The organism is Microcystis sp. LEGE 00066, from assembly GCF_015207925.1.
GTDB lineage: Bacteria > Cyanobacteriota > Cyanobacteriia > Cyanobacteriales > Microcystaceae > Microcystis > Microcystis ichthyoblabe_A.
Window position 1 is genome coordinate 1 of record NZ_JADEVX010000277.1, and the last position, 4,055, is coordinate 4,055.

The 4,055-nt window shown below is 42.7% G+C and carries 4 protein-coding genes and 1 pseudogene; 3 read left to right on the forward strand and 2 right to left on the reverse strand.

The features are described from left to right. The 3 genes and pseudogenes from IQ224_RS22225 to cobO all read left to right on the forward strand — a co-directional run. Positions 1-102 (forward strand): annotated as a pseudogene (locus IQ224_RS22225) (IS5/IS1182 family transposase); the annotation flags it as partial. A 295-nt stretch (positions 103-397) separates the two neighbouring features. Then, on the forward strand, positions 398-1,204 hold the full coding sequence (locus tag IQ224_RS22230; protein ID WP_084989870.1) for a Uma2 family endonuclease: 807 nt from the start codon (positions 398-400) through the stop codon (positions 1,202-1,204). A 74-nt stretch (positions 1,205-1,278) separates the two neighbouring features. Then, complete coding sequence (cobO, locus tag IQ224_RS22235; RefSeq protein WP_002745938.1) at positions 1,279-1,884, forward strand: cob(I)yrinic acid a,c-diamide adenosyltransferase; 606 nt, start codon at positions 1,279-1,281, stop codon at positions 1,882-1,884. Here cobO and IQ224_RS22240 read toward each other — a convergent pair. Continuing rightward, complete coding sequence (locus IQ224_RS22240) at positions 1,881-3,062, reverse strand: aldo/keto reductase (RefSeq protein ID WP_194033505.1); 1,182 nt, start codon at positions 3,060-3,062, stop codon at positions 1,881-1,883. The two genes, cobO and IQ224_RS22240, sit on opposite strands and share 4 nt — an antisense overlap. A gap of 129 nt (positions 3,063-3,191) precedes the next feature. After that, positions 3,192-3,956, reverse strand: coding sequence for a type I methionyl aminopeptidase (gene map / locus IQ224_RS22245; protein WP_002745941.1), 765 nt, complete (start codon positions 3,954-3,956; stop codon positions 3,192-3,194). Between the last annotated feature and the right edge of the window lie 99 nt (positions 3,957-4,055).

Below are 4,055 nucleotides of genomic sequence, written 5' to 3' on the forward strand. Positions count from 1 at the left end.
TCCTGTAAATATCGGAATCGTCGTCGAAGATATAGTTTAAGAGTTAACTTGTTGGCGGCTATTTATAACTGTGAGTTAGGGATAGGTATAGCAGCTTCTTAAAAGTTGCCTAAAGATTAATCAAGTCAAGGAGAATTTATTCTCAATTTTTATAATTGAGATAGTTTGTGCCGCTTAAATAAAGAGGTTTTGATAACCAAATTAAAGCAGCTCTAAAGAGTTTTGAGTTAAAAGTTAAACTTCAAGTTTTCATTCAGGACGAATGTACTGATTAACTATTTTTTTTGGGAAAATTAGTTAACCCATCATTATAACATATAATTAATTTGCAAGAGTTCTACTACTACTGACTCATAGCTGTTATAATTAGATCAATGTCCCAGCCAGGGGAAAAACTATGACAACTCTCGACATTTTACCAGAAGTTACCTGTCCCCCCACGGATTTATGGAGTGATGAACCACCCTTGGAAAGTGATTTACACCTGCAACAAATCATAATTCTACTCAGTTGTCTAGAATTATTATGGCAAGAGAAAAACGATTACTACGCTTCCGGTAATCTGACTATCTACTATAACGAAGAACAACTGAAAAAGCGCGATTTCTGCGGTCCCGATTTTTTTGTGGTTTTAGACACAGAAAAACGTCCCCGCAAAAGTTGGGTGGTTTGGGGAGAACAGGGGAAATATCCCAATGTAATCGTCGAGATTCTTTCTGATTCCACGGCCAATATTGACCGAACTAAAAAGAAAATTCTCTACCAAAATACTTTTCGCACTCCTAATTATTTTTGGTTCAATCCTAATACCTTAGAATGGCAAGGATTTAGACTAATTGAGGGGCAATATCAAGCTATTTCTGCTAATGAGCAGGGTTATCTATGGAGTGAAGAGTTAGGATTATATTTAGGCATATTTGACCGTAAACTGCGTTATTTTACCGTTGATGGTCAATTGGTTCCCACTCCCCAAGAAGCTGAATTACAGCAAAGACAAGCAAAGGAACAGATTCTTTTAGAAAAGGAACAGGAAAGACAGGCAAAAGAACAGGCTCTTTTAGAAAAGGAACAGGAACGACAGGCAAAAGAACAGGCTCTCCTAGAAAAAGAACAGGCTCTTTTAGAAAAAGAACAAGAACGACAAGCTAAGGAAAAATTAGCGGCAAAATTACGAGAATTAGGCATCAATCCCCAGACAATTTAGCCGGTTAAAATCTGCAAACAGCGATCGATAACCCCTTGAGTTACAATTATCTTGATTTGACTGGATAGACCCGAATGCAACTCACTCCCAAACAATACAAAGAAAAAATGCAGCGCCGCAAGGCAATCCAAGAAGAACGTTTAGCCGAAAAAATCGCTGAAAAAGGTTTAATTATCGTTAATACTGGCGATGGTAAGGGAAAAACCACGGCAGCCCTCGGTATGGTTTTACGTTCCCTCGGTCATGGTTACAAAGTGGCGGTGGTACAATTTATCAAAGGTGCTTGGGAACCTGCCGAACAAAAGATTTTTAGTGTTTGGGGGGAACAAATCGAGTTTTATGCTATGGGGGAAGGTTTCACCTGGGAAACTCAAGATAAAGAAAGAGATATAGAGAAAGCCCAAGAAGCATGGCAAAAAGCCCTAACTTTTCTCGAAAATCCCCAATATAAATTAATTTTACTCGATGAGATCAATATCGCCCTTAAATTCGGTTATCTGGATATTCAGGAAATTATCGCTGGTTTAGCCCGAAAACCCGCTAATTCTCACGTTATTCTCACTGGTAGAGGAGCTTTACCCGAATTAATCGAGATAGCGGATTTAGTCACGGAAATGAAGTTAATTAAACATCCCTTTCGTCAACAGGGAGTGAAAGCGCAACCCGGCATCGAATTTTAACTACTGCTTAAGCGTTGTACTGTCTCTCCCGACAATAATCGATGAGTTTCAGCGAGAAGATAAGGAATTTTATCAGCGTGGGGACTAGCGGCTAAACAGGCAGTTAAATCGAGTTTTTCCATATCTTTTGCCTGTTGACCCGGGAACCAATGACCCCCATTCCCCAAGAGATTGTATCTGGCCTTGGCAAAGTCAATCATATCGTAGGCGATAGCGAGATTGCGTAACCAGAGGATAGAAGGAATATTGATGTGATTGGGGGTATTTTCCCAGCTAGGTAAACCCAAAGACCACGTTTTTACCCAATTATCGCCTAAACAGTTGATCATTTCCCCTTGCAATCTCTCGATAATTGCCGGTAAAATCTCCTCGGCTCGATCGAGTAAAGGTAAAGTTTTCAGGTGTTCATCAAAATCCTTGGCTCGCGCTGCACCAATACTCAGGGTATGAACAGCCGGATGACTGAGACAGAATAGGTCATTAAAAACCATCGGACTGAGAGGAGAACAGAGAGCGACGAGCTTAGGGGGAGGATTGTAGAGATGGCCGCCCTTATCGGAGGGACTAATGATAAAAACGCCCATATCGTGCTGTTTTGCCGCTTCTATGGCCAGCCAGTTATTCTGAAAAATATAGTACCAGTGCAAATTGAGGTAATCGTAACAATTTGTTGCAATGGTCTTGACAATTACATCAGTTGGTGCATGGGTGGAGAAACCGATAAAACGAACTTTTCCCTGTTGCTGTAATTTTTTCGCCTCTTGCCAACAACCGCCCTCGGCCATAGTATCATCGAGAATTTCCTCGGTGTTGATGCCATGGATGCCCAACAAATCCACATAATCTAACCGTAAAAATTGCAGGGATTGCTCAAATTTACGGCGAAATTCCCGCACATCTTGACTAGGAGAAACTTTCGTCTGCACGATAATCTTTTCCCTCGGTAGTTGCGGCAAAATTTTGCCCAATTGCATCTCGGAAGTGCCGTAACCCCTAGCGGTTTCGATGTGATTAATCCCCACTTCCAGAGATTTATTGATAATTGCCTCTAAATTGCCTTGATTCTCGTCGGGAATTTGCGACATCGGCACATCCTGCCACTGAAATTGATAGCGCATTCCCCCACAGGAAAACACCGGCATTTGTAGATTAGTGCGACCGAAACGACGATACTGCATATATTCAGTTATCAGTTATCAGTTATCAGTGGGGAGATGGGTAACCACTTCGTGCGCGTTGCGGGGGGTGATGGGGTATTAGTTGAAACTTCCCTATTTCCCCATTCTCCCATTCCCTGTTCCCTAAATTTAATCGGGTAAAGTGAGAATTTCGACACCGGTTTCGGTGACGGCAATGGTGTGTTCAAATTGGGCCGAAAGTTTACCATCTTTAGTAATAGCAGTCCAACCGTCTTTTAAGAGAATATGTTGCCAAGTACCCTCATTAATCATTGGTTCAATGGTGAATACCATGCCGGGGCGAATTGTTTTGCCTTTGCCGCGAATGCCGTAGTGGGGAACCTGCGGACCGGTGTGAAAAACATTACTGATACCATGACCGACAAAATTTCTAACCACTGAAAATCCTTGTCCTTCGGCGTATTCTTGGATAGCCGCGCCGATATCGCCGATTTTACCCCCTGGCTGCACCGCATCTATGCCTCTTTGCAGACATTCTCTGGTCACTTCCACTAACTTTTTGGCCAGGGGGGAGGGAGTACCGACAAAGAAAGTCTGCGAAGTATCGCCGTGATAACCTTCTAAAATCGGGGTGACATCAATGTTAATAATATCGCCGTCTTTGAGGATTTGATCGGCACTGGGGATGCCGTGACAGATAACCTCGTTAATGCTAGTACAGATGGACTTAGGAAAGCCATGGTATCCTAGGGGCGCACTTTTGGCTCCATGGGCGCGAGTCCAACGTTCTGCCTCGTCATTGATTTCTAGGGTACTTACCCCCGGTTTAACCATATCTGCCAGATGGTCTAAGAGTTTAGCTGCTAATCGTCCGGCTCGACGCATTTTTTCAATTTCCCGAGAGGAGAGTAAGGTGATGGTATCGTTGCCCATGAATTATCCGACTGTTAAGAAAGATTCTTGTTACATTTCTTATCCTAGCAAAATCGGGCAGCCTTATGGTTTCGGAAGTGGGGTGTGGGGTGTGGGGTG